This is a genomic window from Olsenella profusa (assembly GCF_016900315.1).
Classification (GTDB): Bacteria; Actinomycetota; Coriobacteriia; order Coriobacteriales; family Atopobiaceae; genus Thermophilibacter; species Thermophilibacter profusus_A.
The window spans coordinates 165,364-191,290 of record NZ_JACSNQ010000003.1 but is presented as its reverse complement, the minus strand read 5'-3'; the positions used below and the strand labels follow the sequence as shown (position 1 = coordinate 191,290).

21 protein-coding genes and 1 tRNA gene are annotated in these 25,927 nt (G+C 66.8%); 8 read left to right on the top strand and 14 right to left on the bottom strand.

Annotated elements, in window-relative coordinates:
* Positions 1-74: 74 nt before the first annotated feature.
* The 6 genes from H9X80_RS03070 to H9X80_RS03045 form a co-directional block, all read right to left on the bottom strand.
* On the bottom strand, positions 75-257 hold the full coding sequence (locus H9X80_RS03070) for a helix-turn-helix domain-containing protein (RefSeq protein WP_204792873.1): 183 nt from the start codon (positions 255-257) through the stop codon (positions 75-77).
* Between the two features lie 16 nt (positions 258-273).
* Positions 274-504: a type II toxin-antitoxin system HicB family antitoxin gene (locus H9X80_RS03065; RefSeq protein WP_204792872.1), complete on the bottom strand. Its 231-nt coding sequence runs from the start codon at positions 502-504 to the stop codon at positions 274-276.
* Positions 501-641 carry a type II toxin-antitoxin system HicA family toxin gene (locus H9X80_RS09420; protein WP_204792897.1) on the bottom strand — a complete coding sequence of 47 codons (141 nt, stop codon included), beginning with the start codon at positions 639-641 and terminating at the stop codon, positions 501-503. Before H9X80_RS09420 ends, H9X80_RS03065 begins: the two co-directional genes overlap by 4 nt.
* A 367-nt stretch (positions 642-1,008) precedes the next feature.
* On the bottom strand, positions 1,009-2,211 hold the full coding sequence (locus H9X80_RS03055; RefSeq protein WP_204792871.1) for a DUF6591 domain-containing protein: 1,203 nt from the start codon (positions 2,209-2,211) through the stop codon (positions 1,009-1,011).
* Positions 2,208-2,756 (bottom strand): hypothetical protein, encoded by a 549-nt coding sequence (locus H9X80_RS03050; RefSeq protein ID WP_204792870.1) that lies wholly within the window; start codon positions 2,754-2,756, stop codon positions 2,208-2,210. Before H9X80_RS03050 ends, H9X80_RS03055 begins: the two co-directional genes overlap by 4 nt.
* 193 nt (positions 2,757-2,949) lie before the next feature.
* A complete protein-coding gene (locus tag H9X80_RS03045) occupies positions 2,950-4,632 on the bottom strand; it encodes a protein kinase domain-containing protein (protein ID WP_204792869.1) in 1,683 nt (560 codons plus the stop codon).
* 291 nt (positions 4,633-4,923) lie between these two features.
* On the opposite strand from H9X80_RS03045, the gene H9X80_RS09345 reads away from it, so the two are divergent.
* Positions 4,924-6,162: an AAA family ATPase gene (locus tag H9X80_RS09345; RefSeq protein ID WP_204792868.1), complete on the top strand. Its 1,239-nt coding sequence runs from the start codon at positions 4,924-4,926 to the stop codon at positions 6,160-6,162.
* A gap of 35 nt (positions 6,163-6,197) precedes the next feature.
* Here H9X80_RS09345 and H9X80_RS03035 read toward each other — a convergent pair whose 3' ends face one another.
* Complete coding sequence (locus H9X80_RS03035) at positions 6,198-6,638, bottom strand: helix-turn-helix domain-containing protein (protein WP_239471488.1); 441 nt, start codon at positions 6,636-6,638, stop codon at positions 6,198-6,200.
* Between the two features lie 113 nt (positions 6,639-6,751).
* Entirely contained in the window at positions 6,752-7,726 is a 975-nt protein-coding gene (locus H9X80_RS03030) for a homoserine O-succinyltransferase (RefSeq protein WP_204792867.1), read from the bottom strand.
* Between the two features lie 205 nt (positions 7,727-7,931).
* Here H9X80_RS03030 and H9X80_RS03025 point away from each other — a divergent pair, with 205 nt between their 5' ends.
* The 3 genes from H9X80_RS03025 to H9X80_RS03015 all read left to right on the top strand — a co-directional run bounded on the left by H9X80_RS03025 (position 7,932) and on the right by H9X80_RS03015 (position 12,261).
* The gene (locus H9X80_RS03025; protein ID WP_204792866.1) at positions 7,932-9,194 is read left to right on the top strand and encodes a DEAD/DEAH box helicase; all 1,263 of its coding nucleotides are present in this window, start codon (positions 7,932-7,934) and stop codon (positions 9,192-9,194) included.
* Positions 9,195-9,233: 39 nt separating this feature from the next.
* Positions 9,234-10,523: a class I SAM-dependent rRNA methyltransferase gene (locus H9X80_RS03020; RefSeq protein WP_204792865.1), complete on the top strand. Its 1,290-nt coding sequence runs from the start codon at positions 9,234-9,236 to the stop codon at positions 10,521-10,523.
* Between the two features lie 166 nt (positions 10,524-10,689).
* On the top strand, positions 10,690-12,261 hold the full coding sequence (locus H9X80_RS03015; RefSeq protein WP_204792864.1) for an L-lactate permease: 1,572 nt from the start codon (positions 10,690-10,692) through the stop codon (positions 12,259-12,261).
* Between the two features lie 227 nt (positions 12,262-12,488).
* Here the strand turns inward: H9X80_RS03015 and H9X80_RS03010 are convergent, their stop codons facing one another.
* Entirely contained in the window at positions 12,489-13,046 is a 558-nt protein-coding gene (locus H9X80_RS03010; protein ID WP_204792863.1) for a LemA family protein, read from the bottom strand.
* A gap of 60 nt (positions 13,047-13,106) precedes the next feature.
* Positions 13,107-13,196: transfer RNA gene (locus H9X80_RS03005), tRNA-Ser, on the bottom strand.
* Between the two features lie 59 nt (positions 13,197-13,255).
* Between H9X80_RS03005 and tadA the strand changes: the two genes are divergently transcribed.
* The gene (gene tadA / locus H9X80_RS03000) at positions 13,256-13,774 is read left to right on the top strand and encodes a tRNA adenosine(34) deaminase TadA (protein WP_204792862.1); all 519 of its coding nucleotides are present in this window, start codon (positions 13,256-13,258) and stop codon (positions 13,772-13,774) included.
* A 55-nt stretch (positions 13,775-13,829) separates the two neighbouring features.
* Here the strand turns inward: tadA and H9X80_RS02995 are convergent, their stop codons facing one another.
* The gene (locus tag H9X80_RS02995; protein WP_342590860.1) at positions 13,830-17,021 is read right to left on the bottom strand and encodes a glycoside hydrolase family 3 protein; all 3,192 of its coding nucleotides are present in this window, start codon (positions 17,019-17,021) and stop codon (positions 13,830-13,832) included.
* A 173-nt stretch (positions 17,022-17,194) separates the two neighbouring features.
* Between H9X80_RS02995 and H9X80_RS02990 the strand changes: the two genes are divergently transcribed.
* Both H9X80_RS02990 and H9X80_RS02985 read left to right on the top strand, forming a co-directional pair.
* Complete coding sequence (locus H9X80_RS02990) at positions 17,195-19,057, top strand: magnesium transporter (protein ID WP_204792861.1); 1,863 nt, start codon at positions 17,195-17,197, stop codon at positions 19,055-19,057.
* A gap of 73 nt (positions 19,058-19,130) precedes the next feature.
* Positions 19,131-20,321: an Nramp family divalent metal transporter gene (locus H9X80_RS02985; RefSeq protein WP_204792894.1), complete on the top strand. Its 1,191-nt coding sequence runs from the start codon at positions 19,131-19,133 to the stop codon at positions 20,319-20,321.
* Positions 20,322-20,331: 10 nt separating this feature from the next.
* Here the strand turns inward: H9X80_RS02985 and amrS are convergent, their stop codons facing one another.
* The 3 genes from amrS to rfbB all read right to left on the bottom strand — a co-directional run bounded on the left by amrS (position 20,332) and on the right by rfbB (position 23,778).
* Complete coding sequence (gene amrS / locus H9X80_RS02980) at positions 20,332-21,207, bottom strand: AmmeMemoRadiSam system radical SAM enzyme (protein ID WP_204792860.1); 876 nt, start codon at positions 21,205-21,207, stop codon at positions 20,332-20,334.
* A complete protein-coding gene (gene amrA, locus H9X80_RS02975; protein ID WP_204792859.1) occupies positions 21,204-22,610 on the bottom strand; it encodes an AmmeMemoRadiSam system protein A in 1,407 nt (468 codons plus the stop codon). The genes amrS and amrA overlap by 4 nt, the downstream gene beginning before the upstream one ends.
* Before the next feature lie 148 nt (positions 22,611-22,758).
* On the bottom strand, positions 22,759-23,778 hold the full coding sequence (gene rfbB / locus H9X80_RS02970; RefSeq protein ID WP_204792858.1) for a dTDP-glucose 4,6-dehydratase: 1,020 nt from the start codon (positions 23,776-23,778) through the stop codon (positions 22,759-22,761).
* 919 nt (positions 23,779-24,697) lie between these two features.
* Between rfbB and H9X80_RS02965 the strand changes: the two genes are divergently transcribed.
* Positions 24,698-25,639 (top strand): endonuclease/exonuclease/phosphatase family protein, encoded by a 942-nt coding sequence (locus H9X80_RS02965; protein WP_204792857.1) that lies wholly within the window; start codon positions 24,698-24,700, stop codon positions 25,637-25,639.
* The last annotated feature ends 288 nt before the right edge of the window (positions 25,640-25,927 follow it).

The window sequence follows — 25,927 nt, the reverse complement described above, 5'->3', positions numbered from 1 at the left end:
ATCCGTGGCTGCGGCGCGTGCGTCAACAGCTTTTCAGCAGACGGCGAGAAGAACCTGGGGGCGGTGCAAAATCCCTATCCGACCGTACCGTTGGGACAGCCGGTGGCCTGAGCCGCCCCCAGCCGGTTGGTCACACTGCGGAGGTAGACGAGGTTCACCCCCGCCCGCTTGTACGCGAGCAGCTTGTCAGCAAGGATCAGCTGGCGAACCCGCGCGTCGCTCACGCCAAGAAGCCGAGCCGCCTCCTTGGTGGTCACCAGGCGGTTCTCCACGTCAACGGAGACAAGGAGCTTCCTCGCCCCCTTGGGACACGGGGCGCCAGGAGAGAAGCCGGCGACCGTTGTCTAGATAGGACTCGACCGCAAGCTCAAGGGCCTCGGCGGCCATATTGGCGGCGTCCTCAAGATCGTCGCCGTCCGTGTGGCACTCGGGCAGGTCGGGGAACCAGACGCTGTAGCCGCCGAGCTCGTTCCTCTCGAAGCATCCCGGATAGCTCACTCTCATGGCTCGCTCCAGCCCGCGTCACGGTTGATGCGCTCGCTTGTTGCCCTTGCGAGCTCCCTGCGATGGTACGGGACAATGAGCACACGCCGGCCCTTCTCAAGCCTGCGGTGAGAGCCTCTGCCGCCTTTGCAACCCAGCCGTCACGGAGCGCGTGCCGATAGATGTCTGACGGTTTTGGTGACATGGCTCTCTCCCTTGAACCACAGCGACCCCGCTGGTGCGACGTAGCCGTTTACCGAACTTCTGTTTCTATATTATATCAAACGTTTGTTCGTGTTTGGGGGAAACTTCGGAGGAGCAGGCAGTTTTTTCAAAGCTAGCGCTCATCTCGAAGGGCAAGACGGGGCGTCCGCAGGGTTAGAGAGGCGCCCGCAGCAAGTCGCCCCCGCCTCTGAGCCGAGACGGGGGCGACTAACAATGGCAGGTTCTGTCAAAAGCCGGGAGCGTGTCTCAGACGCCCCCACACGCATTCACCCACCATACCATCCGGTCTCCCTGCAAGCGCTACTGCCCAATCTCCGCAACCCGCGCGCTCACGCGGCCAATCGCTGCGGTGTAGTAGGCCAGGTCGTCAGACGAGAGCGACTCCTCATCAATGGCGTCAACCTTCTCCGTCATGTCGGCATAGCGCGCCATCATGTCCGCATACTCAGACCACATTCCCGAAGTGTCATCCGAGTTGTTGTACGCAACCATAAAGTCGACGTACTCATTCATGAAGTCCTCGTAGCTGTCGACAAATGCCCTGAAGTCTCCGACGCCCGCATCGTCGGAATCGACTGACCCCTCGTTTGTCTCAACGGAAGTTGTTTCGGCAGAAGTCCCGGACTCATCCTCAGACGTCTCCGCGCCCGTATCTGCTGCGTCCCCGACAGGGTACCCGGAATCAGGAGCCTTGGTCACATTGAGCGTGATTGACTTGATCGACTGGCTGTCAACCAGGTTGCTGTACTCGTTGCCGTCGCTATCAGTGGAGTACGTAAACTCAATGGGAGTGTTCGGCTCAACGCTCTGGGAAGTGACCATGTAGCCCGCAAGCGCTGCCTCGTCCTCGGGATCAACGTAGGACCCGTCGTCAGTCACAATATCAAAGAATATATATCCGGCACCATAGGCGTCCGTCAGATTTCCCGAGAGCGAGTAGTACCCGCATTCGGCAAGGTTGCGCCCAACGTAATCTCTCACGTAGTGCGTGTACTTGTCGGGGGACGCCTGGATAGATGTGAGCTCGGGAGCCGAGCCGGTCTCACCCACTTTGGCCACCGAAAGGACAATCTCGTCGATCGTCTGAAAATTGACGAGGCTGTCGTACTCCTCGCCTTCGCTGTCAACTTCAAAGGTGTACTTAATCTCCGTATTCGGATCAATGTTTTGGCCGGTTACCACATATTCTTTGAGCTGCTCTTCGTTGCCTGGGTCAATGTAGGTACCGTCTTCGGCAACATAGATTATTTTGAGGTTCCCTGCGCCATACGCCTCGTGACGGAAGCCGTCAATGGCCTCATATCCAACTGACGCCGCATTCATCCCGACATAGCTTTTGACATACCAGGTGTATTTGTCCGGCGACGGCTTAATCTCAGTGACCCCTTGGGTCTGAGCCGGCGTTGGGCTGCTCTCCGTTGTTTGACCGCCAGTTCCGTTGCCACAGGCTACAAGCGCCAGCGTCAAGGCGCACGCGCCAAGGGCGGCTATGGCTCGCCTCATATCGATGCCTCCTTCTGAGAGTCCTGTTGCTTTGCCCTGCGCTTAAGCAGGAACATCCATACCGATGCAACCACGAGCACCACAAACGCAACGATATAAACCGTTGGGGCAATTCCCCAGTCGTGCGTTCCGTTGGGGAGCACTCCACGGTCGCCGAAGTCCCACACCAGAAGGCGTGACCCTGCAAACGCCAGCGCCCCCATCAGCGTCGCCCCAATTGGCTTTCCGAGCACAGCGAGAAGAACCGTGATGGCCGAGAGAATCAAAATTGTATACATCAACAACGTATAGATGAGCCAAGCCGTATTTTCGCCCAACGCTGCATACATCCCCGCATAGTCGAGCAGGGACAAATCCGTAGCCTCGGCAACAGTCATCCCCGTCGGCTCGAAAAACACGATGTCAGGGAGTGACGCTGCCGCATCACGAAACTCATCCCCGGCAGAAGCCCACGGTAGGAAAAACGCCACGACCATCCCCACGGCAGCAACGGCCATTAGCAGCCTTGCCAGTGTTTGTTGCAAACTTGCCTTTTTCGCGGCCACTTTATTTGCTCCTTTCCGTTACCCCAAAAGGCTCCACCTCCGACAGTGAGTGGAGTACTGGGGTTTCATTCTGAAAAGGAGCAAGAGAGACTTCCTCAGTTGCCAACTGAATTACGCGAGCGGTCGCTCACGACGGATCATCGCAGATTGAGGTCGCAAAAAGGCGCGAGGTGCTGGGGCTGTAACCCCCGCCCTACCACTGCAGCGCGTACGCCTCCATGCTGGCGTACGCGGGCAGGTCGCCCATCGCCATGACCTCGAAGGCGGCCGTCTGCCCGGCGTCGGGTCGGCTTGCAAAGTCCGTACTGCCGTAGACGATGGCGCCGCTCTCGTCGCGCAGGATCACGGTTATGGCAACCTGGCTGCCAAAGTCGTCGGCTCCGGCGGCCTTGTCGGTGGTGATCTCGCCCACGAAGTTGTAGCCACCGAACCCGTTGGAAACGGCGCGCAGGCCGGAGATGGTGAAGGTGGCTGCCGTGTCGGCCTCCGGGCCGACGTTGTAGTCCTCCGGCTGGATGGGCGTGACCTCGACCGTCTCGGGCACGGAGCCCGAACCCGCAAGGGAGCTGAAGTAAACCGTCTGGCCCGCAGGCACAACCGAGAGGATCTGCTCCTGCGAGAAGAGCACCCCGCCCGAGGCGTCGCGCCCCGTAACGGTCACGCCGGGGTACAGGACCTGCAGATCGCCGTTGTTGCGCAGCCCAAACGCGTAGTGGACAAACCCCTGGCCGTCCACGGACCAGCCGGACTCCACAACCTCAAGCGGGTTCTCAACAGGGACGGGAGCGTCCGTTACGGAGCCGCCGGTGGCCCCGGCCCCCGCCGCGTCGCCCTGGCCGGTCGACCGATCGGGCTGAGCAGGCTGCGAGGACTGCGCCGTGTCGCCGGCACCCAAAACCATCTCAAGCACGCCGGTCCCCTGCAGAACCAATACGATTCCCGCCAAAAGGGCGAGAAGGACCACCAGGCCGCCCACCACCCGCACAAGGGAGGCCCCGCCCCGACCGCCCGACGCGGCGCGCGGCGCCGGAGACGTCACCGGGGAGACCGGGGCGGGCGGCGCTCCCAAGTTCTTCTCGCCGGACGTAGGGGCGCTGCTGGATGAGGGCTCCCCCTTTCCAGAAAGCGCGTCGGCAAGCTCCGCGGCGCTCTGGAAGCGGGCGCTCGGCTCAAGGGCGCACGCACGGTCGATGACCGCGCGCATCCTCGGGGACACGACCCCCTCGTCCGACAGGGCGCGCTCGTAGTCGGCGGCGTCGGGAACCTCGGGCATGACGCCGGTGAGCAGGTAGCCGAGCACGCGGCCTATCGAGTAGACGTCGGAGCGGGCGTCGGTCTGGGCAAAGCCGTGCTGCTCGGGCGAGGCAAAGCCCACGGTCCCGAGCTGGGTGGTGTCGTGCGTGGCGTCCTCCGACCTGAAGCGCGCGATCCCCAGGTCGATGAGGTGGGCGCCGTCGGCAGCAACGATCACGTTGCGCGGGGAGATGTCGCGGTGAACGATGTTGTGCGCGTGGAGCGCGCCCGCGGCCTCGCAGAGCTGGGAGACGATCTGGCGCGCGTCCTTCTCGCCCATGCGGCCGGACGAGCGCACGAGCTCCTCGAGGTTCTGCCCGGGGACGTAGTCGCAGACCACCACGAACTCGTCCGGCATCTCGTAGGTTGCCTCAACGTGCGGCAGGCGCGGGCAGGCGCACTCGGCAAGCATGACCCACACGCCGCGGCGTGCGAGCTTGGAGGGGATGCGCTTGCGGACGAACGGGCCGGACCCGTCCAGCGTGACGAGCTCGGTCACGCCGCCCATCCCGCTGGCGAGCGTGCGTTCGACGTGATAGGCGTCATCGATGTTCATGGCATGCATGACCTGCTGGTCGTTCACCCGCTCTACCTCGTTTGCTCCTCGGCGTCATAACAATACTAGAGGGTATATTCAGTTGGGTACTGATTCCTCAGCTGGCAACTGAATCGGTGTGGACGGCGGGGGCGCGGCGAGAAGTACCTCGGGCGGCCGCCTCGGCGCTACTTCGGCGGAAGCCTCCCGAAAGAACGCCCGCACCACTCGTCGCGCCTCAAACAGAATGAAGGGATAATGGCTGTTTAAGGGTAGCACTTTTGTATTTTTTATAAGTTTGCTACTCTTAAACGTGAAATAACTAGAGAGGAAGCCATCGTGACCCAACCTCTATACCGACGCACGGCATACCTCGAGAAGATTCGCCCCTTCGTCGAGGACACGGACATCATCAAGGTGGTAACCGGAATCCGTCGCTGCGGCAAGTCCTGCCTCATGAAAACGGTGGCGGCCGAGCTGGAGGAACGAGGCGTCCCAGCGGAGAGCATCGTCTATCTTGACCTAGAGAGGCGCGGCCTGCGCAGCGTGAGGACGCCCGACCAGCTGGAAGAGGCAATAGAGCAGCGTCTGCCCCCCTCCGCCGAGGGCACAATATACCTCTTCATCGACGAGGTGCAGCGAGTCGAGGGGTTTGAGGAGGTCGTAGGCGCCTATCGCGCTGACGGCGGCTTCTCCGTGTTCATCACAGGCTCAAACTCGTACCTGCTTTCAGGCGAGCTCATGACCAACCTCACCGGACGGTACGTAGAGATAGAAATGTTCACGCTCTCGTTTGCTGAATACCTGGGGATGCGAGCGTTCCTGGGCAAGCCCGCCGCCCCTGTCCATCAGCTCTTCCGTGACTTTTTGCGCTACGGCGGCTTTCCCAAGGCACTTGAATACGACGATCCGCAGGCCAAGGCCCGATATGTCGAGGAGGCCGTCGGGCAGATCATCGACAAGGACATCCGGTCTCGGCACAAGATTCGCAACCGTTCGACGTTCGAGAAGGTAATGACCTACGTTATCAACAACTTCGCCGCGCCAACAAACCTAACCGGGATGGCAAGCTACCTGCACAACACGCTGGGCATATCCATCAAGCGCGAAACCCTTGCAAGCTACATCGACCTGCTCGTGAAGGCCAAGCTGCTCTATCGCTGCAATCGCTTTGACATGAAGTCGAAGCGGTCCCTTCAGGGAGGCGAGAAGTACTATCTCGCCGACACGGGCATCTACTTCGCGCGCAACGTCAACGCCACGATGGATTACGGTCCCCTGCTCGAAAACGTGGTCTTCACGTACCTGGCATCCAAGGACTACCGGATAAGCGTGGGGGAAATCGGAAGGCTCGAGGTCGACTTTATCGCGCGAAGAGCGGACGAGGGTTACTGCTACATCCAGGTATCCATGACCGTTGCCGACAAATCGGTCGAGGAGCGTGAGTACCGGCCCTTCTCCAAAGTGCGCGACAACTATCCGCAGTACCTCCTCACGCTCGACCCGCTCCCCCTCGAGCGAGACGGAGTCACGCACCGCAACCTCATCGAGCTCATGGCCTCCGACGGGGATCTGTAACACGGCGAGAAGAACCTCGGGCGGCCGCCGCGGCGCTACTTCAGCGGGCCAGTGCCCAGCAGGGGCTTCTCGCCGAGGGCGTAGAGCTCGTCGTCGGTCTCCACGCGGGAGAGGCCGTGCTCCACGCACCAGATGATGATGGCGTCGCGCCGGACCTTGGGCCAGAGCTCGGAGACGCCGTCCAGCCGCAGCAGCCGCTGGGTCTCGATGAGCGTGCAGCCCAGGCCCAGCGCCAGCATGACGGCGTTGTCGCGCCCCATGTGGCTCTTGCCCTGGAAGACGTCGTAGACGAAGGTGCTGTTGAGGCCCGAGGCGCGCACCACGTCAGCGCGCTTGAGACCCTTCTCCGCCAGCAGCTCGCGCAGATAGTCAGGCAGGTCGCGGTCTATGGTGAGGCCCTCGTCGAGGTAGGCCTCCGGACGCTCGGCCGCCAGCAGACGCTCGAGCAGCTCCTCGGTCAGTCGTTCCTGCGCCATGGCTTCGCTCCTTCCCGCCATGAGTCAAAGGGGACAGGTTCCTTTGTCGCATGGCGGTGAGACAAAGAGGGCAAAGTCATAGAGATGAGACAAAGGAACCTGTCCCCTTTGTCTCAGAACTTGTCCACGTGACCGGTGGCGGCGGTCGCGCGGGCGCGCAGCTCGGCGATGGCCGCGGGGATGTCGTCCACGTTGTAGGGCGTCATCTGGTAGACCCAGTTGAGCCAGTTGCGGTAGAGCAGGTTGGCGTGGGCGCGCCAGGTGAAGAGGGGCTGTTGCTCGGGGTCGTCGTCGGGGAAGTAGTTCTCCGGGACGCGGATGGGCAGGCCCTTGTGGAAGTCGCGCCAGAACTCGTCGGCCAGGGTGTCGCGGCCGTACTCAAAGTGGCCGGTCACGTAGACCTCGTGGAAGTCGCGCGTGGCCAGAAGCGACGGGCCGCTCGTGAAGCCCTCGGAGAGCACGCAGATCTCCGGGTGCTTGGCGAGCTCGCCAGTATCGATGGCGGCGTGGCGGCTGTGCGGCATGTAGTGGACCTCGTCGAAGCCGTTGGTGAGGAAGCTGTATTCGTCACAGAGGCGCTGCTTGAACACGCCGAAGAGCTTGGCTCCCAGCGGGCGCTTGGGAATCCCATAGAGGTGCCAGAGCGCGCCGAGGGCGCCCCAGCAGAGGAACATCGTCGAGAAGACGTGCTGCTGGCTCCAGTCAACGATCTCGCAGAACTCGTCCCAGTAGTCGACCTCCTCGTACTCGAGGTGCTCCACGGGCGCGCCGGTGATGATGAGGCCGTCGTAGTTCTTGTCACGGAAGGCGTCGAAGGTATCGTAGAACTTGACCAGGTGGTCCTTGGAGACGTGCGTGGACTCGTGCGTGGAGACGCGCATGAAGTCGCAGCTCACCTGCAGCGGGGACTTGGAGATGAGGCGCAGGATCTGTGTCTCCGTCTCGATCTTGGTGGGCATGAGGTTGAGGATCGCCACGCGCAGGGGGCGAATCTCCTGGTGGCTGGCCACCTCCTCCTCAAGCGCGAAGATGCGCTCCTGCTGCAGGATCTTCTTGGCAGGCAGGCCATCCGGGATGTTAATGGGCATGTCGTCTCCGTTTCCGCTATTTTGCCCGTTTAGTATACGGCGGACGCCGTCGGGGCGCCGCCCCGTAGCGGCAAGTTTTCCGCGATTCCGTTGCGGGGGCGTGGCGCCGACGCCACCCTGCATGCCGCGCCACCCCGCGTGCCGCGGCCCTGCGCACCGCGGCCCGGCGTGCGGCAAAACGCACCCATGCACTATACTTGCAGCCATGACTACTACATTTGCCGAGCTCGGGCTTAACGAGCAGATCCTCGCCGGGGTCGACGCCCTCGGCTTCACCACGCCGACCCCCGTTCAGGCGCAGGCCATCCCCGTGGTCCTGGAGGGCCGCGACGTCGTGGCCTCCGCGCAGACGGGCACGGGCAAGACGGCGGCCTTCGCGCTGCCGGCGCTGCAGCTCATCGCGGACGCGCAGGGCAAGGGTCCGCACGCGCTGGTGGTCACCCCCACGCGAGAGCTCGCCGCGCAGATCGAAAACGTCGTGAGCGTGGTCTGCAAGGAGACCGACCAACGCGCGGTCATCGTCATGGGCGGCACCAAGTTCGACCGCCAGATCGCGGAGCTCGAGCGCGGCTGCGACCTCCTGGTTGCCACGCCGGGCCGCCTCATCGACCTCATGGAGCACAACCACGTGAGCCTCGCGCAGGTCAAGGTGCTCGTGCTGGACGAGGCGGACCGCATGCTGGACATGGGCTTCTGGCCGAGCGTCCGCCGCATCATGCACGCGCTGCCCGAGCACCACCAGACGCTGCTCTTCTCGGCAACGATCCCACCGTCGATCAAGTCGACCATCGACGCTCTGCTCACCGACCCCGTCTCGGTGGAGATCGCCCACGTGGGCGAGACCGCGGACACCGTCGAGGAGCACCTCTGCCCCGTCACGCAGGGCCAGAAGATCGACCTGCTGCGCGCCCTGCTTGAGACCGGCGGAGCGGCTGGCGAGAAGCCCGAGCGCGTGCTGGTGTTCTGCCGTACCAAGCACCGCGTGGACGACGTCTCCAAGACGCTCAAGAACGCCGGTGTGAAGGTCGACGTCATGCACGCCGACCGCCCGCAGGCCGCCCGCGCCCGCGCGCTCGAGCGCTTCCGCGACGGCAAGGTTCAGGTGCTCGTGGCCACCGACGTCATGAGCCGCGGCATCGACGTCTCCGGCATCGACGCGGTGGTGAACTTCGACGTGCCCATGGACCCGGAGGACTACGTGCACCGCATCGGCCGCACGGGCCGCGCCGGCGCCACCGGCCACGCCTACACCTTCGTGGCGCCCGACGAGATCAGCCCCCTGCGTGAGATCGAGTACTTCACCAAGAAGCTCGTGCCCGTGTGGGACCTCCCCGGCTTCACCTACGACGCAGGCCGCATCATCCCGCAGCCGGGCCGCTCGACCAAGCGCTCCACGCGCACGATGTTCGCCGGCTCGCGCCAGCGCGGCCGCGGTCCCCGTGGCGGCCGCTACGGCCGTCACTACTAGGCACCTAGACACGGCGAGAAGAACCGGGGGCAGCAAGCCATGAAGCAGGTCCGCCCGTATCCGCACGTCATCGTCACGCGCAAGGCAGCGCGCTCGCTCGCGGGCGGGCACCCGTGGGTCTTTGAGGGCGAGGTCCTGCGGCTTGAGCCGAGCCCGGCCGACGGGCGCGTTGCCGAGAACGGCGACGTGGTGGACGTCTTTGAGGAGAACGGCACCTGGCAGGGCGCGGGGCTTCTGTCCGAGCAGTCCAAGATTCGCGTGCGCATCGTCACGCGCAACGCAAACGACCGCGTTGACGAGGCGTTCTGGCGCCGTCGGGCGCAGTGGGCGTGGGCCCACCGCCGCACCGCGATGGGCGGCCGCTCGCTGCCGGGCGCGGAGCCGGACACCAACGCCTGCCGCGTGGTCTTCTCCGAGGCGGACGGCTTTCCGGGCCTCGTGGTGGACCGCTACGAGAACGTCCTGGTGGCCCAGGTGGGCACCTTCGGCATGGACCGCCTGCGGCCGACCGTCTACGCCGCCGTGCTGGACGCCCTGCACGCCGACGGCCAGGACGTCACCGCCCTCTACGAGCGCAACGACACGCCCTCCCGCGCCAAGGAGGGCCTGCCGCTTGAGAAGGGCTGGTGGGACGGCCCGGGCGTGAGCGTCCCCGAGTCCCCGCGCGTCATGGTGTGCGAGAACGGCCTCCGCTTTGACCTCGACATCGAGAACAGCCAGAAGACCGGCTTCTTCCTCGACCAGAAGTACAACCGGCGCGCGGTGCGCGAGCTCTCCGCCGGCCGGCGCGTGCTCGACTGCTTCTGCCACGTGGGCCCCTTCGGCCTCAACGCGGCGGCGGGCGGCGCGGAGCTCGTGCGCTGCGTGGACGTGAGCCAGACCGCCATCGACCTCGCGCGCGAGAACGCCCGCCTGAACGGCCTTGACGCCCGCATGGACTTCACCTGCGCCAACGTCCTCGACTACCTGCCCGAACTGGCACACGACCGTCGTCGCCTGCGCGAGGAGGGCGGCCCGTTCGACCTCATCGTGCTGGACCCGCCCGCCTTCACCAAGAGCCGCGGCACCGTGTCCCACGCGGCGCGCGGCTACCGCGAGATCAACTACGAGGCCCTGCGGCTGCTCCCGCGCGGCGGCTACCTCGCCACGTGCAGCTGCTCGCAGCACATGACGCGCGACCTTCTCGCCAAGGCGATAGCCGAGGCTGCCCACCAGGCAAACGTGCAGCTCAAGCAGGTCGAGGAGCGGCAGCAGGCACCGGACCACCCCATCCTCTGGGGCTTTTCCGAGAGCCACTACCTCGACTTCTTCATCTTCCAGGTGGTGTGACGAGACCGGCCCCGCGGGTGGCAGGGGTAAGAAATATGCGCGAGAAGCGCGAGGTTCTTATCGCCAGATGCGACCAATTGTCAAGAACCTTTCAGCGAGCGGCATGAGAGCGTTCGGGGAGTGCTACATTTAGCAGCTGACTGTACGCACGACCACGGGAGTCATCATGCTTGAGCTCTTCGGTATGTTCGTCCTAGCCCTCGCACCCATCATCTGGCTGGTCATCGCGCTCTGCGGCCTGCACATGGAGGCCTACGTGGCCAGTGTCGGCGCGCTCGTCGTGGCCATCGTCTGTGCCATGCTGGGCTGGGGCATGTCCGCCGTCAACATGGCAACCGCCGCGCTCGAGGGCTTTGCGATGGCGTTCTGGCCCATCGTCATCGTCATCATCGCCGCGGTGTTCACCTACAACCTCACGGTGCACACCGGCGCCATGGAGACCATCAAGCGCATGCTCTGCTCAGTCTCCGCCGACAAGCGCCTGCTCACGCTGCTCATCGGCTGGTGCTTCGGCGGATTCCTCGAGGGCATGGCCGGCTTTGGCACCGCGGTGGCCATCCCCGCGAGCATGCTCATGGCGCTTGGCATCAACCCCGTGACCGCGATTCTTGCCTGCCTGGTGGCCAACGGCGTGCCCACGATGTTCGGCTCCATCGGCATCCCCACCACCACGCTTGCCTCCATCACCGGCATCGACCAGTTTGAGCTCGCGTTCACGCAGGCGATCCAGGTGTTCCCGTTTGTGGTCGCCTGTCCGATCCTCATGGTCATCATCGTGGGCGACGGCCCCAAGGCGCTCAAGGGCGCCATCCCCGCCGCGCTGGTGGCCGGCCTCTCCATGGCCGTGCCCGAGGTCCTTGCCGCGCGCTTCATCGGCCCCGCCCTCACCGACGTGGTGGCGTCCGTGGTCTCCCTGGCCGTGACCTTTGCGTTCTGCCTCCGCACCAAGGACCACCCCGTGCCGGAGGCCTACCTCCTCAGCACCGGCTCCACCGAGGGCGCCGGCAGCGCCGCCGACGCGCCCACCGAGACCGTGGCCGACCAGCTGCGCGCGTGGTCCCCGTTCGCCCTCATCTTTGTGGTGCTCCTGGCCACCAGCCAGCTCTTCCCCTTCATCCACGACCCGCTCTCCCAGTTCACGAGCACCGTCAACATCTACGCGGGCGACCCCACGGCCACGCTGACCTTCACCTGGGTCAACACGCCGGGCGTGCTCATCATGATCTGCGGCATCGTGGGCGGCATCATCCAGCGCTGCCCCGCCCGTGAGATGGTCCAGGTCTTCGTGGACACCTGCAAGCAGATGAGCAAGACCGTCATCACCATGCTCGGCGTGCTGGCCTGCGCCAAGATCATGAGCTACTCCGGCATGATTGCGAGCATCGCTGCGTTCTTCGTGGCGGCGCTCGGCCCCTTCTACCCGCTCGTGGCCCCGCTGCTCGGCGCGCTCGGCACCTTCGTGACCGGCTCCGGCACCTCCAGCGAGGTTCTCTTTGGCACCGTCCAGCAGCACGCCGCCGAGGCCATCGGGACCGACCCCACCTGGCTCGTGGCGTCCAACTCCCTCGGCGTGAGCGCGGGCAAGATGCTCTCCCCGCAGAACATCGCCATCGGCTGCGCCTCCTGCGGGCTCACCGGCAAGGACGGCGAGATCCTCGGCAAGATCGCCAAGTACGCCTTTGCGTTTGCGATCTGCATGTCCGTACTGGTCTACGTGGGGACGCTCGTCCTCGGCTAACGGGCACACGCCTAGGTTGGGTGCACGCGCAACCCAGATGAAACGCGCCGGGAGGGGCCAAGGCTCCTCCCGGCGCTCTTTTTGCATAGCGTGCGGATGGGACTAGGGGCGTGAGCTCTTCTCGCCGGGAGACGGGCACATGTGGGGGTCCAGCCCATGCATCCCGGCCTGCCCCCTAGGCCGCGGTCACCATGCCGCCGGGCCCGCCTGTGAGCGCCGCGCCGCAGCTAGAACTTGACCTGCGGGGCCTGGCGCGCGGCGTCGCTCGCGACCTCGAAACCCGTGCGCGGCTTGAACCTGCGCCCGGCCACGAGGCTGCCCGGGAAGGTCTCGATGGCATTGTTGTACTCGAGCACCATGTCGTTGAAGCTCATGCGCGCATAGCTGATGCGGTTCTCGGTGTCCGCGAGCTCGCTCTGAAGCTGCGCGAAGTTGGCGTTGGCCTTGAGGTCGGGGTAGTTCTCCGCCACGGCGAAGAGGCTGCGCAGCGTGTCGGTCAGGGCGTTGGACGCCTCCATCTTGGCCTCGGGCGTGGGCGCGCTGTCCACGGCGGCGCGAGCCTCGGTGACGGCGCTCAGCGTGGCGGACTCGTGCTTTGCGTACCCGCGCACGGTCTCGACGAGGTTGGGGATGAGGTCGCTACGGCGCTGAAGCTGCGCGTCGATGGTCTGCCAGGCGTTGTCGCACTTGTTGTCCGCCGTGACGATCCCGTTGTAGACGCTGATCCACACCACGACCAGCGCCACGATCACGACCAGGGCAATGACGATAGGCAACCAGTCCATGGCTCCTCCTTGAGCGATGTCTGACGATGGCCTGCGCGTCTCGCCAGGGGCCGGCGTAGGCGGAGGAGGAGGGATTCGAACCCTCGGAACGGGGTTTGCCCGCTCGACGGTTTTCAAGACCGCTGCAATCAACCACTCTGCCACTCCTCCGAGTGCGCAAGCACTAGTATCCTACCCCATGTGGCAGGCAAGCAGACCCGGGAGGCCCGATGGACGCTGGCGAGAAGAACGTGCGGCTGGACGACGAGCGCCTCATGCGCCTGGCGCTGGCCGAGGCCGAGCTCGCGATTGCCGAGGGCGAGGTGCCCATCGGGGCCGTTGTGGTCTGTGACGGCGCCGTGGTGGCACGCGCCCACAACCGTCGCGAGAACGACGCCGACCCCTCCGCCCACGCCGAGTTCACCGCCCTGGTGGAGGCCGCGCACACCCTGGGGCGCTGGCGGCTCACGGGCTGCACGGTCTACGTGACGCTGGAGCCCTGCCTCATGTGCGCGGGCCTCATGGTGAACGCCCGCATCGACCGCTGCGTCTACGGCGCGCCCGACCCCAAGGGCGGCGCGCTCGGCACGCTCTACGACGTGAGCCATGACGAGCGGCTCAACCACGAGTTCGAGGTCACGCCCGGCGTGCTCGCAGACGAGGCGGCCGAGCAGCTCCGCACCTTCTTCCGCGCGCGGCGCGCGGCGAGAAAGGCGGCGCGGGGGCAGCAGGCCGCGGCCGGCGACTAGGGCCGCCGCGGGGCAACGGGGGGCAGACCGCGCCCCCGCCGCAGCGCCCGCACGCCTACGCCCGCCGCGCGCGCCTCCGCTCCAGCGCGCGGTGCGCCCGCACCGCCACGGCCGTCGCGGCCACGGCGTCCGCCAGCGCCAGCGCGGTGCCCACGTAGTTGAAGCCCTCCCGCTTCACGGGCCGCTCAATCTGCGGCGCACCCGCCTCGGCGGCGGACTCGTTGTAGGAGAGGTTGGCCTCGCGCGCCGAGAGCCACACGTAGAGCACGTCCTTGGTGGCGCGGCGCAGGTTGGTCAGGTAACTCGTAGCGCGCGCCGCGTTCGGCGTGCCCCGCGCGGCGGAGAGCTGCTCCTGGCTCATCCCATAGGCAAAGGAGCCGTTGCGGAACACGCCGTCCATGAAGAGGTCCCCGCCCGCGCGCAGCATCTGGTCCACGTTCATGTACCGCTGGTGGTCCGCGTAGTCCGTGATGACCGCGCCCTCAAACCCCCACTCGCCACGCAGCACGCACGTGAGCAGCGCCTTGCTGCCCCCGGCCCAGACCGCCCCCACGCGGTTGTACGCCGTCATGAGGCCCGTGGCGCCGCCCTCCTCCACCGCAATCCGGAACGGCCGCAGGTAGAGCTCGCGCAGGGCCTGCTCGGTGAGCCAGGTGTAGAGGGAGTCGCGGTAGGAGTCCTGGTTGTTCACGGCAAAGTGCTTGAGGAAGCAGTACGTGCCGGAGTCCGCCGCGCCGCCCACCACCTCGGCGGCCATGGTCCCGCAGACGAGTGGGTCCTCGGAGAAGTACTCGTAGTTGCGGCCCCCGACGGGCGTGCGGTGCAGGTTGGCACACGGCGCGTAGAGCCCGTCCACGCCGAGCATGGCGGCCTCCAGGCCCAACTGCCGACCGTACTCGCGCGCCAGGTCGGCGTTCCAGGTCTGGGACAGCACCATCGGCGCCGGGTAGCCCACGCCGTAGGAGAGCTGGTTGAACGAGCCCACCTGCGCCGGGCCGTCCACCTCCTTGGTGAGCGGCTTGCCGATCCCGTCGATCGACGCCGTAGCCAGGTAGCCGTGGAGCACGAGACGCTCCATGTCCCTCACGGAGACCTGGTCCAGCACGATCTCCCAGCGCGGGTCGCCGTAGTCCGCGCCCAGCTCCCGGCCCAGGTCCGTGAGCTCGCCGTTCTCGCCCAGCTGCCAGGTGCCCCTGCCGGAGGAGAGCGTGGGCTGGTAGTAGTCCGTGAGCAGGTGGTCGGCGTAGGAGAGCGCGTCGGCCTCCACATCCTGCTCGCCGTAGAGGTTCAGGGCGGCCACGTTGTCCGTCATCGTGCGGTCCGCGTCCCCCGTCCGCGGGAACGTCCCCGCAAAGTCCGCGCGCGAGAGGAACTCGATGCCCGCCCCGGAGTCAGAGCCGTCCACGGACACGCCGTCGACGGCCGCCTCCCCCGTGAAGCGGTTCTCCACCGCAGCTCCCGTGGCGAGGTCGTCCGCGCACTGAATGTCACCGGGGAGGTGCAGCACGGTCCGCGCGCCCGCGCAGGCGTCCAAGGTGTGAGCATCCCGCCTGAGCTCCACCGCGTAGTCGCCGGCCTCCAGCTCGTAGCCCGCAAAGCCGTTGCCGTTGGCGTCGTAGCAGTCGTAGGAGGCCACGTCGTCAAGCGAGAAGGACACCGTCACGTCCTGGCTCTCCCCCGGCTGGAGCAGCCGCGTCTTCTGAAACGCCACCAGGGTCGCGGCCGGCTTCTCGATGCCACCCGGCGTGTAGGGAGCGGCACAGTAGAGCTCCACCACGTCACGCCCCGCCACCTGGCCGGTGTTGGTCACGCGCACCGTGAGCGAGACCTCGCTCGTACGGCCCACCCACGCGCCGTCCGCGTGCGAGCGGCCCACGACCTCCCAGGAGAAGTCCGTGTAGCTGAGGCCGTAGCCAAACGGGTACTGGACCACGGCGTCATAGCCGGTCCCGTGCTCGTTGGAGACATCGTCCCAGAAACCCTCGACATCGGCCGTCTCGTACCAGCGGTAACCCACGTAGACACCCTCGGCGTAGTCCACAAAGCGCACCGCGTCAAAGGTCTCCGTCACGCCCACGTTGGCGTTGAGCGTGCCGTCCGCGGGGTAGAGCCCCTGGCCGTTGGTGTAGATGCCCTCGCCCATGACGCCGGAGTTCGCCCAGCTCGCGGCCGTCGAGAAGTCGTAGGCGTAGGTGTCGGTGGTGCGGCCGGAGGGGTTGACGTCTCCCCAGAGCGCCGACACCACAGCCCGCGCGCCCACCTCGCCGGTGGGCCCGGCCAGAAGCGCCGCGTCGATGCCGGGAATGGTCTCCAGCTCGCCGAGCTCCATCACGTTGGTGGAGTTGACCACCACCACGACGTGCTCGTAGGTGGCGCCCACGTAGCGCAGCAGCGCCTCCTCCTCGGCGGAGAGCTCCAGGTAGCCGCGTGTGACGTCCACGTCCACCGCGCCGCCGCGCTCGTTCACCTTGTACTGCGCGTCCGGGCAGTCCACCGACTCGCCGGACACCCGCCCAACGGCCACGATCGCTGTGTCCGAGTACGCCTTCGCGTTGGCGAGAAGATCGTCCGTGTAGTACGTCCTATCGGTGATGCGAGGCTCGTAGAGCCGGCAGAACTCCGTGGCCCGGCTGTTGAGCGCGCCGGCCGCCTTATAGGCGCGCTCCCCGTGGAAGGAGCGGTACATGTCCGTGAGCTCGGTGTTGTAGGAGACCCCGCGCTCGGACAGCGCGTCGAGCAGCCCCATGACCTGCCCCGTGACCTGGCCGGAGCCAGACCCCGAGCCTACCCACTGCGTGGAGGCCCAGCCAAAGACGTTGACCTGCGTGACGTCCGCGGGAAGCGGCAGCGTTTCGTCCTCGTTGCGCACGAGCACCATGCCCTCGGCCTCCACGCGCTCGGCAAGGGCGCGGCCGGCAGCCATCGTGGCGTCGCGCTCCTCCTGGGTGACGTCGACCACGTCCGTGCCGAGGTAGGACTTCACCGTGTCGCCGAGAAGCGCCATCGCAACGGTGGCCGCCGCCAGGCCCGCCACCGCGACCACCGCCACCCCGCCCGCAACCACGCGGCCCACGCGGCGGGCGGTCGGGCGGCGGGAACCGCCCGCAGACTGACCCGCGCGCCGGGGGGCACGCCGGCGCAGGAGGCCTCGGCGGCGCGGGCCCGCCGAGGCACCGGGGGTGCCGTCCGCCTGGTCGGGCTTCTCGCCGTCCTTCTCGCCAGTCCTCTTGCCTGCGGATCTTCTCACGAGGCCTCCTTCTCTCTGGGTTCATGATAGCGGCCGCTCGCTCGCGGGACTACAATGGCTCAGGCAACGCAACCCAAGAGAAAGGTCCGCATGAAACCTCGACCTCACTGTCGATGAGCCTGCGGCGCGCTCCCACACGGCGCGTCGGCCGACGCAACACGTAAGGAGCGCGAATGATCTACCTGTCCCAGCTCTTGGGCAACCCCGTTCTTGATGCCGATGGCGAGAAGGTCGGCACGGTCTCTGACCTGGGCATCGCCACCGGCGAGGTCTTCCCCCGCATCACGAGCCTGGCCTTCATGGGGCCCGGTCGCACCCCCATCATGATCTCCTGGCGCAAGTACGTGGAGACCTACGACGAGCACGAGGTCCGCCTTAAGGTCATAGCCACCGACCTGCGCTTCTCCTACCTGCAGCCGGACGAGGTCCTGCTCGCCCGCGACATCCTGAACAAGCAGATCGTGGACACGCACGGTATGCGCGTCGTGCGCGTGAACGACCTCAAGCTCTCCGACACCAGCTCCACGCAGCTGCGCCTGCTGGGCGCCGAGGTGGGCGTGCGCGGCCTGCTGCGCAGCCTCCACCCGGCGCTCGAGCGCCTGGCGCTGCGGCTGGCGCGCACCTTCGGCCACCCGCTGCCGGAGAAGATCATCGCGTGGAGCTACATGGACCTCGTGGAGCGCGACCTCTCCAACGTGAAGCTCTCCGTCTCCCACAAGACCCTCGACGACATGCACCCCGCCGACATCGCCGACATCATCGAGCGGCTGGACCCACGGCTGCGCGGCCAGGTCTTCGCCCAGCTTGACGACGAGCAGCGCGCGGGCGCCATGGCGGAGTTCGACGACGACGCGATGGCCGTGGAGCTCATGGGCGGCATGAACGAGACCGACGCCTCCCGCATGCTGTCCGAGATGGACCCCGACGACGCCGCCGAGCTGGTCTCCGAGCTGGACTACGACAAGGCCGAGAAGCTCCTGCGCCTGATGGGCGTCAAGGAGCAGCGCGCCGTCCGGCAGCTCCTGGGCTACCGTGAGGGCACGGCGGGCCGCATCATGACCTCCGAGGTGGCCGTGCTGGGCGAGGGCTCCACGGTGGGCGACGCCGTGGCGCTGCTGCGCGGGCTGGACGAGGACTTCGAGAGCGTCCGCTACGTCTACCTGAACGACGAGGAGGGCAAGCTCGCGGGCGCGGTGCCGCTCATGAGCCTGCTGGTGTCCGACCCCAAGGCCCCGCTCGCCGACCTCGCCACCGAGGACCTCATCACGGCCGGCCCCGAGGACGACCAGGAGGACGTGGCCGAGGACATCGCCAAGTACAACCTGCTGGCCATGCCGGTGGTCAACGACGACGGGCGGCTGCTGGGCATCGTGACCGTGGACGACGCGCTGGACGTCCTGGAGGAGGAGCACGCACAGGACCTGCGCGTGGCAGGCGGCTCGGTCGAGGGCGACGACTCCGGCCACACGAGCGCCCTGGCCTGGCTCCTGCGCCGCAGCGCCTGGGTGCTCCCGTGGGCCCTCTGCGCGCTTGCGCTCGAGCTCGCCCTGGGCGGGCGGCTGTTGGTGCCCGAGGTGCTGACGCTCTGCGCCCCGCTTGCGGCGGCACTCGTGCTTGCCAACGACGCGGTCTCTTACGTGACCAGCTTCTTCCTCGAGCACGACCCCGACGACGAGGACTCCCCCTCGCTCATCGGCTTTGCCTTCAGGGGGCTGGGCCTCGGCCTCGTGCTCGGCGCGCTGGTGGCGCTCGTGACGGTCTGCGTTGCGCAGGTCGTCCCCACCCTGGCGCCGCCCGCGTGGGTCCCCACCCCCGGGAGCGGCGACGCGCTCGCGCGCGGGGGCGTGGCGGCCGCGGCGGCGATCTTCGTCTCCTTTGCCACCTCGCCGGTCTACCTGGTTGTCCTGCGCCGGCGTGACGACGCCAACAAGGAGACCTCCGGCTTCACGCTCGCCGTGGTGGCGATGCTCGTGACGGTGGCCGTGTTCCTCTTGGCCGCGATGCTGGCCACGGGACAGCCCGGGACGGTTGGCTAGCGTGGCCCGGCGCAAGTCGCGCGACGACGCGGGCAGCCGGGCGCGGCTCGAGCCCCGCCGCGTCCTCGCCGCGATGGGCCCCGGCATGCTCGCCGCGCTGGCGGGCGCCGACGCCGGCGGCGTGGCCACCTACTCCAACGCCGGCGCCCTGTTCGGCTTCGGCCAGCTCTGGACCGTGCCGGTGATGTGCTTCCTGCTCATCGTGGCGCAGGAGACCGCCGCGCGCATGGGCTGCGTCACCGGAAAGGGCTTCGCCTCGCTCATCCGCGAGCAGTTCGGCGTGCGGCTCTCCGCCGTGGCCATGCTCGCGCTCCTGGTCTCCAACACCACGGTCACGCTCTCCGAGTTCGCCGGCATCGCGTCCGGCCTGGCGCTCTTCGGCGTGCCCGTCTACGTCTCCGTCCCCGTGGCGGCCGTCGCCATCTGGATGCTCACGATGAGCGGGTCGTACCGCCGCATCGAGAAGGTCCTTCTCGCCGTGGCGTGCGTGTTCGTTACCTACGTGGTGGCCGGGGTCATGGTTGGTCCCGACTGGGGGGCGGCCCTCACGGCCACCGTGGTGCCGCAGCTCTCCGGGAGCCCGGCCTACCTCTCGCTGCTGGTGGCCAACATCGGCACCACCATCGCGCCGTGGATGCTCTTTTTGGCGCAGAGCAACGTGGTCGAGAAGAACGCGCACGCCGACGACCTCCCCTACCAGCGGATCGACACCGTGACCGGGGCCGTGGTGGCAAGCGTCATCAGCTGGTTCATCATCCTGACCACCGGCGCGGTCCTCTTCCCGGCGGGCGTCACGGTGGACAGCGCCCAGGCGGCCGCGAGCGCGCTGGCGCCCCTGGTGGGCGACTACGCCGAGGCCCTCTTTGGCGCGGGGCTGGTGGGGGCGTCGTTCCTGGCTGCGTGCGTGCTGCCGGGCATCACGTCGAGCGCCATCTGCGAGGCCTTCGGCTGGGAGCGCGGCGCCGACCGCAGCTGGACCGAGGCGCCGGTCTATCGTGGCATCATCACGGCGGTGATCTTTGTCTCCGCGCTCGTGGTGGTGCTGCCCAACGTGGACCTGTTTGGGATCATGATGCTCGCGCAGGTCATCAACGGCGTGCTGCTGCCGGTGCTGCTGGTGTTCATGGTGCTCATTGCGAGCGACCGCCACGTCATGGGACGCTTTGCCAACGGCCGCGTGTGGAACACGCTCACCTGGGCGATGGTCGTTGCCGTGGCGGTGCTCACCGTGGTGATGTTCGTGATGCAGGCTATGGGGGTGTAGGGGGCGCCGCTCAGCAGTTGCCCGTGAAGACGTACCGAAGGTGGCGGCGCGCCACGTCAGCAAGCCGATAGACCGTCTCCACCGGAGTCGGGGCCGTATCGGCCATCCGCCAGCGCCCAAAGAAGCGGGTGACGTGCAGGGTGAGCTCGTCGGCACCGCAACCGCCCATGAGGCCGGCCAGCCACGTCGCGATAGCATCCATCTCGTCTTCGGAGTCGTTCATGCCGGGTACCACGAGCGTCGTGACCTCGAGGTGGCAGCCAGACTCGGCCGCAAGGCGCTCAATCGTTGCCCTCACTGCGTCAAGCGCTGCTGTCGGAGCCCCGCACGCCTCGTAAAACGCTGGCGAGAAGCCCTTGAGGTCGATGTTCGCCGCATCCAGAAGAGGCGCTAGGCTCTCAATGACCCGCAGGTCGGCGCAGCCGTTAGAAACCAGCACGGATGCAAGGCCACGCCTGCGTGCCAGCCGCGCCACGTCTCTCACGTACTCCCAGCCCACGAGCGGCTCGTTGTAGGTAAAGGCTATCCCCGCCACGCGACGATCTCGCGCCGCAGCGTCAGCAGTAAGCTCCACGAGAGCCTTCGGGGAGATTTCTCGCCAGTGAACGTCATCCTTGCCTGCCTGCGAGATCTCGTGATTCTGACAGAACGGACACGTCAGGTTGCAGCCGTAGCCTCCCACGGAGACCACGTAGCTGCCGTGGAGCCAGCGCGCCAGCGGCTTCTTCTCAACAGGGTCGAGCGCAAGCGAGGTCACGCGGCCGTAGTTCTCCGGCACCACCACGCCACCAACGTTGCGCCGCGCCCGGCACGCGCCAAGCGCGCCCGGAGAAAGTCGACAGTGACGCGGGCAGACGTCACACGTCGCGCACGACTCGACGCTCACGGGTGACGCACCACCTCAAAGCGCTCCAGGCGCACGTTCTTCTTGGCAAGGGAGATGCCACCCTTGCGTGCGGCTATCCGCAGCTGCTCGTCGGCGGTGTCCACGCCGTCGAGCGCGGGCAGCAGCAGGCCGCGCCGCCCGTCGGGCGTGCTCACGATGACGCCGTAGCGCGCAGGGTCAAGCTGGCTGCGATCCGCCACCGGCTCCGGCGCGCCGAGCACGTCCACGTCATAGACAAGCTCGTCAAGCTCGTCGGCCGTGACCGGCGAGAAGCGCGGGTCATGGCAGCCAGCTGAGACTGCGTTGGCCACGATCTCCTCCGCAAGGCTTGCGCGAGTGGGCGCGATGGTCCCGATGCAGCCGCGCAGGCGCCCGTCCTTCTTGAGTGAGACGAACGCGCCCGCACGACGGCTCGCGAGCCCGGCGGGCAGGTCGTCTGGAAGGCGCAGGCTCTTCCCCGTACGCACGTAAGATTCCAGGGAGGCGCGCGCAAGGCGGACGTACGGGTCCTCGGTAGCCCGCGTCTGCGCGAGCTGGTCTGCGTGCCAGGAAAGATAGGCCTCCTCATACGAGCGCGCCGGGTCAGACCCGGCCGGGCCCGTGGGCGTGAAGGCCGCAACGCCATAGCCCACGCCAAACGGCGCCTCGTGAGAGAGCAGTTCGGGCCGCACCGGCGTACCGTCGAGCGCTCCTGCCATGATCTGGAACGAACGTAGCCCACACTCCGCCGCACGCTCGCAGAGGCCCGGGTCCATTGTGAGAAGACTCAGGAAGTTCCCCGTCTCAAAGACGTCACACACCGCCTGATCAAAGGTGGGCCCGTCCGGATGGAACCCGTAGAGGCCGTCCGCGGAGAGCTTGTGCGAGAGGTCGCCGGACGCCACGTAGACCACGCGCCGACCAAGCCGCTCGGCCGTCTGCTGAACGAGCCGCCCCAGCCGATAATGCTCAATTGGCGAGAAGCCCGCGAGTCCCATGCGAACCACCTTAAACTCGCTGGCATCGCGGCGCTGTTGGATGAAGTGGAGCGGGACGAGAACGCCCCAGTCAAGCGAGGGGTCGCGTTCGCCCCGGGTTCCGGCTGGAATGCAGGCATCCTCGGCCTCCGCGCAGAGCTCCCGGACGAACTCCTCGTCGTAGATGACGGACGAGGAGTCAGCGCGGTCGCCGAAATCGGAGAAGTCCCCGTGGGCGCCGCGCCCCGGGGAGACATGCAGGTAGTCTAGGTAGGAAACGGTGTGCGGACTGGAAATCACCAGCGTGTCAGGCGCAAGGTCGGCGATGCGGCGGGCTGCCTCCTCGTAGGCGGCGATGGTTGCCGCCGCGCCCTCCTCTCGGCCGTGGCCCACCCCCGGCACGATCACGGGCGGGTGCGGAACGGCAAACGCGGCAACAACGGACATGGCAGCCTCCTCAGACGGCGTTACCGACATTGTGCCCGTTTTTCTCGCCAGTACATGAGTCCTCTACCCCGCCGACCTAAGACGAGGAAAAGCCTCGCAGCCAGGGCTGGCCACGGGAGGACGTGGGCCGCGCCGTACCGGTGACGGCCTACTGCCCCTGCGCGGCGTACCTGGCCTCGGTGGCCTCCTTGGCGGGGCGCCACCAGGCCTCGTTGTCGCGGTACCACCGGATGGTCTGGCCCAGGCCCTCGGCGAAGTCGGTGTGGACGGGCTCCCAGCCGAGCTCCGTCCTGAGCTTGGTCGGGTCGATCGCGTAGCGGCGGTCGTGGCCGGGGCGGTCGCGCACCCAGTCGAAGTCGTCCTCCGGCCTGCCCATCGCGCGCAGGATGGCGCGTAGCACGTCGACGTTGGAGCGCTCCCCGTCGGCGCCGATCAGGTAGGTCTCGCCGACGCGGCCGCGGGTCAGGACGGCCCACACGGCGGAGCTGTGGTCGTCGACGTGGATCCAGTCGCGGACGTTGCGCCCGTCGCCGTAGAGCCTGGGGCGGACGCCGTCCAGGATGTTGGTGATCTGCCGGGGGATAAGCTTCTCCACGTGCTGGTAGGGGCCGTAGTTGTTGGAGCAGTTGGAGATCGTGGCGCGGAGACCGTAGGTCCTCACCCAGGCCCGGACGAGCATGTCCGACGCCGCCTTGGTGGAGCTGTAGGGGGAGCTAGGGTTGTACGGGGAGTCCTCGCGGATCCTGTCGTCGCCCTCGTAGGGAAGGTCCCCGTAGACCTCGTCGGTGGAGACGTGGTGGTAGCGGATGCCGTGCCTGCGGCACGCCTCGAGCAGGCGGAACGTGCCCTCGACGTTGGTCCTGAGGAACGGCTCGGGGTCGACGATGGACCTGTCGTTGTGGGTCTCGGCCGCAAAGTGCACGACCGCTTCGTGGCCGGGGACGACCCGACCCAGGAGCCCGGCGTCGCAGACGTCGCCCACCACGAGCTCCACGCGGTCGGCGGGCAGCCCCGCGATGTTCTCCGGGTTCCCCGCGTAGGTGAGCTTGTCGAGCACGGTCACGTGCACGCCGGGGTGGTTGCTCACCACGTGGCGGACGAAGTTGGACCCGATGAAGCCGCAGCCGCCGGTGACGATGATGTTTCTGGGCTCGAAGGTTTCTGTCATGCTTCGCCATCCTTTGGTCATTCGCAGCTGAAGGGCCCTCTGCGGCAAGTCCCGAACCGCTGCCGCGCAAGGCCGCGGCGATGGTCGGAGGGGAGCGGGCGGAGCGGGCACGGGCGCTCGACCCAGGCCCGCCGGCCCACGCCACGCCGGCGTGCATGACACAGAATGCTAGCAGAGAGCGCCTGACCCTCGTCATGCCGTGGGGAGCGGGCGTCGTTTGACCACGTCGCAAGCCCCAGCGGACCGGGCCCGACGCACGCCCCGTCTTTTCACGCTTCTGAAATGGAGGTGGGAAACACATGAACGACCGGGCCCTCGGCTAGGATGGTCCTGAGCGTTGGGAAAGGGGCGACAGATGGCGCAGCACTTCCGCGAGAACGAAACGATGCGACCCTCGGGCTGCGAGGCCACTGAGGCGCAGGGCGCCCGGTCTGGCGAGGGCCAGGCCGCTCCCACGAATGACGGTGCCACCCGGCTGATGGGGCCGGAAGGGCCCGCCCCTTCCCCCGCCATGCGGGCAGTGCCCTTCTCGGCAGATCTACCGAACCCAGCAGAGCCCGAGGATACGGACGCCCGCTGGGAGCCCATGTCCGACGAGGAGTGGGCCATGACGACGGCCCTGCCGGAGCCTAACGACGAGTCAGACACGGCGGCGGCACAGGCGGTGGACGAGTGGCTTGAGCCGTCGTCAACGATCGTACGCCCTCGCCCTGTCGTTGAAGCCCCCACCGGGGACACGGCTCCGGGACCCCGCGTTACCGTGGCGGCGCCGCGGTCGGCGGACAGTCACGCCCAGGACACGGAGCCCTCTGAGAGAGGTTCTTCTCGCCGGGCGTCTGGGCGCAGGCTGAGAAGGGCGGCGAGTCACGGTTGCCTCTCGAGCCTGTTGTGGCTGGTCATGCTTGGCGTGCTGGGTCTGATGGCACTGCGGGTGCTGCCGTCGGAGCTTGCGAACGGCCGGCTGGTGCCCGAGGCGGTCTCGTTCATCCCGCTGCTGTTTGCGCCGATCATTGTGTGCCTGGTGTTGGCTGCGCTGTGGCGGCGTCGGCTGCTGCTGGTGGTCACCGTCGCCGCGCTGGCCGTTATGGTGTGGTGGCATCACGGCTACCTGCTGCCCGGGGAGCGCGTCTCGGCCTCAGCCGCCGCTGCCACGCAGACCGCGGCCGACCCAGCCGACTCCGCCGCGCGCATCATGACGCTCAACACGCACAACGGCGACGCGTCCGCGCAGGAGGTCGTTGACCTGGTGCGCTCGCAGAACGTTGAGGTTCTTTGCATGCAGGAGCTCTCGGACGAGTTCATCGCCGAGCTGGGGAACGCCGGGATCTACGACCTGCTGCCGTACTACGTCATTTCCGACGCCGCGTCCGAGGTGAGCAACGGCGGGCGCAACGGCATCTGGAGCCTCTCGCCCATGAGCAACGTCTCGGGCAACCTGCTGCCCATTGAGACCAGCTCGATGCCAGCAGGAACCGTGCAGATTGGCGGAAGATCGGTGCGCGTGGTGAGCGTGCACCCCAACTCACCGGTGCGCGGGGCGCAGGACCTGTGGGACTCCGGGCTTTCCGTGATCGGCTCGCTTTCCGACTACGACCACACCTACCTGGTCATGGGCGACTTCAATTCCACGTGGGACCACGCGCGCTTCCGCGAGCTTCTGGGCTCCAGCTTTGTGGATGCCGGCGAACAGAGCGGCGAGGGATTCCACATGACGTACCCCTCCGGTGCGCTGCCGTCGCTGATCGAGATCGACCATATCGTCTACGCACGGAACTCCGGCCTGGTGGTGAGCTCGCTTGAGGCAATCGAGGTGGGCGGGACGGACCATCGGGCGCTGCTGGGGACGCTTGAGGTGCGGTAGGCGGAGTGGCTGGCGGGCAGGGCGGCTAGCGCGCGGCATCTCCTAGCGCGCCGCCACAAAACGCTGGAACTTACTGCGAGGCTTCTCGGGGGGGTCAGCACGAGGGCGCCGGTCCGAACCAGCGGCTTTAGATAGTTGTGCGAGACGTAGCTGGTTTGGGCATCTACAGATTTTTGCCTGAATCAACGAAGTTGTTCTTCTATCAATGAAGCTTTTCGTTCATCAAGGAAGTATTTGCAGAACTATGAGGCGCCGCATGAAAGGGCGGAGGGTCGATTGGCCCTCCGC

Coding starts and splice junctions, on each gene's coding strand:
- H9X80_RS03055 (WP_204792871.1), bottom strand. CDS start 2,211: ATGAGGCGAGCCATAGCCGCCCTTGGCGCGTGCGCCTTGACGCTGGCG.
- H9X80_RS03010 (WP_204792863.1), bottom strand. CDS start 13,046: ATGGACTGGTTGCCTATCGTCATTGCCCTGGTCGTGATCGTGGCGCTG.
- H9X80_RS02990 (WP_204792861.1), top strand. CDS start 17,195: ATGATCTACCTGTCCCAGCTCTTGGGCAACCCCGTTCTTGATGCCGAT.
- H9X80_RS03035 (WP_239471488.1), bottom strand. CDS start 6,638: ATGGCGCAGGAACGACTGACCGAGGAGCTGCTCGAGCGTCTGCTGGCG.
- H9X80_RS03020 (WP_204792865.1), top strand. CDS start 9,234: ATGAAGCAGGTCCGCCCGTATCCGCACGTCATCGTCACGCGCAAGGCA.
- H9X80_RS03030 (WP_204792867.1), bottom strand. CDS start 7,726: ATGCCCATTAACATCCCGGATGGCCTGCCTGCCAAGAAGATCCTGCAG.
- H9X80_RS03065 (WP_204792872.1), bottom strand. CDS start 504: ATGAGAGTGAGCTATCCGGGATGCTTCGAGAGGAACGAGCTCGGCGGC.
- rfbB (WP_204792858.1), bottom strand. CDS start 23,778: ATGACAGAAACCTTCGAGCCCAGAAACATCATCGTCACCGGCGGCTGC.
- amrA (WP_204792859.1), bottom strand. CDS start 22,610: ATGTCCGTTGTTGCCGCGTTTGCCGTTCCGCACCCGCCCGTGATCGTG.
- H9X80_RS03025 (WP_204792866.1), top strand. CDS start 7,932: ATGACTACTACATTTGCCGAGCTCGGGCTTAACGAGCAGATCCTCGCC.
- H9X80_RS02985 (WP_204792894.1), top strand. CDS start 19,131: ATGGGCCCCGGCATGCTCGCCGCGCTGGCGGGCGCCGACGCCGGCGGC.
- H9X80_RS02965 (WP_204792857.1), top strand. CDS start 24,698: ATGGCACTGCGGGTGCTGCCGTCGGAGCTTGCGAACGGCCGGCTGGTG.
- H9X80_RS03015 (WP_204792864.1), top strand. CDS start 10,690: ATGCTTGAGCTCTTCGGTATGTTCGTCCTAGCCCTCGCACCCATCATC.
- tadA (WP_204792862.1), top strand. CDS start 13,256: ATGGACGCTGGCGAGAAGAACGTGCGGCTGGACGACGAGCGCCTCATG.